Below are 3741 nucleotides of genomic sequence, written 5' to 3' on the forward strand. Positions count from 1 at the left end.
CTGACTGTACCCAGACGCTCCCGATGGGCCCAAGCTGCCGTATACAGCTTCCTATCCCTGTGGGTGTGTGGGCTCTACATCTGGGTAGCTTTCGGGGTGGCAGTTCTGGTCGCATTCGTCCTCGCGAGTGGACTAGCGGCTGGGCTTCAAGTTGCGGACGAAGATCGGCTGTCCCTAGTGGCAGACGAACGGCGAACGATACGCCACGACCTGCTGGCAGCACTGGTCATCGGTCTGCTGTTCGGACTCACTATCGGGCTCGCAGGCGTACTCACGCACGGGCTCGCAGCCGGGCTCGCACTCGGGCTGACGGTTGGACTGGCGTTCGGCCTTCTGACCGGGCGGGCGACGGGCCGGTTTTTGCTAGCGGTGCCGGCCTTCAAGGTCACAGCAAGATTTCCGGCCCGACCCGGCACTTTCCTGGACTGGGCCCGACGCAGCGGCTTGCTCCGCGTCGATGGCACGGCGTACCAATTCCGGCACGCCACCTATCAGCAGTGGCTCCTCGGCACCGACCAACTTCACGCTCAACGAGCAAGAACTCGACGAGCATCCTCCCAATCCACCATGATGAGGTCGTCGTTCATGGGATCGAGAAAGGCTGCGCCGCCTGGCCGGTAGATCTTCAGGGTCATGATCTTGTTCCTCCAGGAGCGGCCACATGGGTCAAGTTCGGGCCGGTCATAGAGCTGGTCGCAGTGGCAGGTCACGGCGCTCGATTGGTGTCGACTCAGAACTGTCGTCACAATGCCGCACACCGGCCGCGCGGCCCCGGAACGCCGCCTCGCCGTCGGCGGACTCGGAACGCCGCCGCCGGGCGGTCATCGGCGGTAGGTGCTCGGCGGTTCGCCCGTCCACCGGGTGAACGACCTGCTGAAGGCCGCGGGCCCGGAGTATCCGAGGCGGATTGCGGTCTCCTGCACCGTGAGTCCGAGGACACCGAGCATATCGATCGCGAGCGCGCAGCGGACCTCCTCGCTGAGGACTCGAAAGCCGGTGCCCTCGTCGGCGAGCCTTCGGTGCAGTGTGCGACGGTCCATATTCAGTTCCCGCGCGATATCCTCCGCGTTCGGTGCGGTGCCGATCTGCTGGAGAAGAAGCGCGCGAACTCTGGTGGCGAGGCGGCCGCGCTCTTTTCGCTGCTGCAACAGGTCCAGGCAGTGCTTCTCGCAGAGCGCGGCCGTAGCCGGATCGGGCATCGACATCGGCTCGGCGAGAAGATCGATCGGAAACGTCAGCACGGTACTCGGCCGGTCGGCGAGAATCGGGAACCGCCGGACCGGGTTGTGCGAGACATCGGAGAGCATTCGCTCCATGCCCTCGGTCATGGCGGCCACGCTGCGGGCCGGCAGTGCCACCTCGAGACGGGTATCACCGAGGCGTTCGGCAAGTCGCGGGCCGAGACAACGCAGCACGATCACACCGAAGACGATCACGATGTCACGTTCGAGCAGAAGAGCCCGGACGTCGGCGGGAAGGGTGTCGGTCCGGAATTCGATCCGTCCCGTGGTCGCACCGACGCCGACGCTGATATCGACGAATCGATTGCCGATCCGCAGTGTGTGCAATGCGACCCGCAGGGCTTCACCGGCGGTGGGACTGCTGAGCATGGCGAAGCCCAGCAGTCCGAAGTTGGCCAGGGAGAAACGCTTCGCCACCTCGGTGCCGAGTCCTGGTCTGTCGCCGACGGTCTGCACCAGGTTGCGTGCGACCGAGAGCTCCTGAACGGCTTCGATTTCCAGATCGCCGGTATCGAGATCCGCCGTTCGCAGGCCGGTCGAGGCGAGCAGCCGACGCTCCGGGACACCGTGATCGATGCCGGCCCGCACCATATGCCGGACTCCGATGATGCTGCGCCTGAAGTCCCACGACGGTCGGTCCACCGGCCCGAAAATATCATGGTTCTGTCCCATATGAGCATTTCGGTGGCAACCCGTCGATTCATACAGTGACATGACGCCGGGCGGAAGTCGGCGCGGGTGTATCGGGTCGCCGGTGGTGGCCGGACGCCGGTCTGCGAGGACGAGAAGGACTACGAGTGGATTCCCCGGTGATTCGATGGCTCGGTTTGGCGGCATTGTGTTTCGCCGAACTGCTGGTTTTCGTGGACAACACCATTGTGAATGTCGCATTGCCGACGATCGCCACCGATTTGGGTGCGAGCACGTCCGGATTGCAGATGGTTGTGGACGTGTACACGCTGGTTTTCGCCGGTTTACTCCTCACCGGCGGCTATCTGGGAGACCGATTCGGACGTAAGACGGTACTCATCGTCGGAATCATCGGCTTCGCGGGAATATCGGCACTCGCGGCATTGTCGAGCAGCCTCGGGCAACTGATCGCCGCCCGGGCGGGCCTCGGACTCTTCGCCGCGCTGGTTTTCCCGGCCACCTTGGCGATCGTGGTGATCCTATTCGACGACCTGCGGGAACGTGCTGTCGCGGTGGCCGCCTGGGCCGCTGTCGCCGGAGTGGCCGCCGCGATCGGCCCGGTGATCGGCGGCTGGCTGCTCGACCACTACTCGTGGGGATCGATATTCTGGATCAATGTCCCCGCGGGCGCGATAGCTCTTCTCGGTGCGGCGCTTCTGGTCCCGCAGAGCCGGAATACCGATATCGGCCCGTTCGATTTCGGTGGCATGGTGCTGTCGATGCTCGGTATCTCGGTATTCGTCTACAGCGTGATCGAGGCGCCGAACCACAGCTGGCTGTCGCCGCGCACCGTCGCCGGAGTGGTGATCGGCGCGGTGGTGATCGGAGCATATGTGGTGTGGGAAAATCGTTTTTCGTCACCGTTGTTCGATGTGCGACTGTTCCGTGACCGGAACTTCGCCACTGCGGCGATGATGCTGACTTTCGGCATGTTCGCCCTGATGGGTTTCGTCTTTCTCATGACGCAATACTTCCAGGGCGTCAAGGAATTTCCGCCGTTCGAAACAGGTATGCGCACCCTGCCCTTCGCCATCGCCATGGCGGTATTCGCCGGACCGAGTATGTGGTTGGGTTCGAAGATCGGAGCCGGGCGCGCGGCCGCGATCGGATCGCTGGTGATGGCCGCGGCCTTCTGGCTGACCATCCGCTACGACATGTACACCTCGTATTGGGGCGTAATCGTTCCGGTGATGGTGACACTGGCGCTGGGAGTGGCGCTGGTCTCCGGTCCCGCTACCTTCGCGGTGCTCAACGAGTTGTCGACCGGGCAGGTCGGTGCGGGGTCGGCGGTCAACGATACGAGTCGCGAACTCGGCGGAACGCTGGGGGTCGCGGTACTCGGTTCGGTCCTGGCCTCCGTGTACTCGGGAAAGGTAGCCGACGGACTGGGTGATATCCGGCTCCCCGAGGAGGCACGTGCCGCGGCGGCGAGTTCGATGCTGTCCGGTGTGCGTGCGGCACGGTCGATTCCCGGCCCCACCGGCGATCGGCTCATCGGCCTCGTGAAGACGGCCTTCCTGGACGGCTTCCATACGGCAGCCCTCGTCGCCGGAGGTGTCGCGGCAATGGCCGCGACCGTGGGATGGCTGGTTCTGCCCGCCCGCTCACGCACGGCCGACGACGGCGAGGTGAACCGGGCATCGGAGACGGCGCCGCGGTGACCGATCGATCCGGCCGGCCGCGGCCTCAGCGGGCCGCGCGGCGGGCGGCGCCGACGGCGCGTTTGGCGATGGCCCAGCGGTGCACCTCGGAGGGGCCGTCGTAGATGCGGAACGGCCGGACCTCGCGGGAGAGCCGGGCCAGTGGCAGA

General features: G+C 65.1%; 3 protein-coding genes. 1 reads left to right on the plus strand and 2 read right to left on the minus strand.

Annotated features, from left to right (window positions below):
• Positions 1-821 precede the first annotated feature (821 nt).
• Positions 822-1883, minus strand: a complete 1062-nt coding sequence (locus ACWDU1_RS30595) for an AraC family transcriptional regulator ligand-binding domain-containing protein (protein ID WP_450003800.1) — start codon at positions 1881-1883, stop codon at positions 822-824.
• A 155-nt stretch (positions 1884-2038) separates the two neighbouring features.
• Here ACWDU1_RS30595 and ACWDU1_RS30600 point away from each other — a divergent pair, with 155 nt between their 5' ends.
• Entirely contained in the window at positions 2039-3592 is a 1554-nt protein-coding gene (locus tag ACWDU1_RS30600; RefSeq protein ID WP_450003802.1) for an MFS transporter, read from the plus strand.
• Positions 3593-3617: 25 nt separating this feature from the next.
• On the opposite strand, the gene ACWDU1_RS30605 is transcribed toward ACWDU1_RS30600, so the two are convergent.
• Positions 3618-3741, minus strand: a 124-nt coding sequence (locus ACWDU1_RS30605; protein ID WP_450003804.1) for an acyl-CoA dehydrogenase family protein, incomplete at its 5' end; no start/stop codon positions are given.

This window comes from Nocardia sp. NPDC003345 (assembly GCF_053589395.1).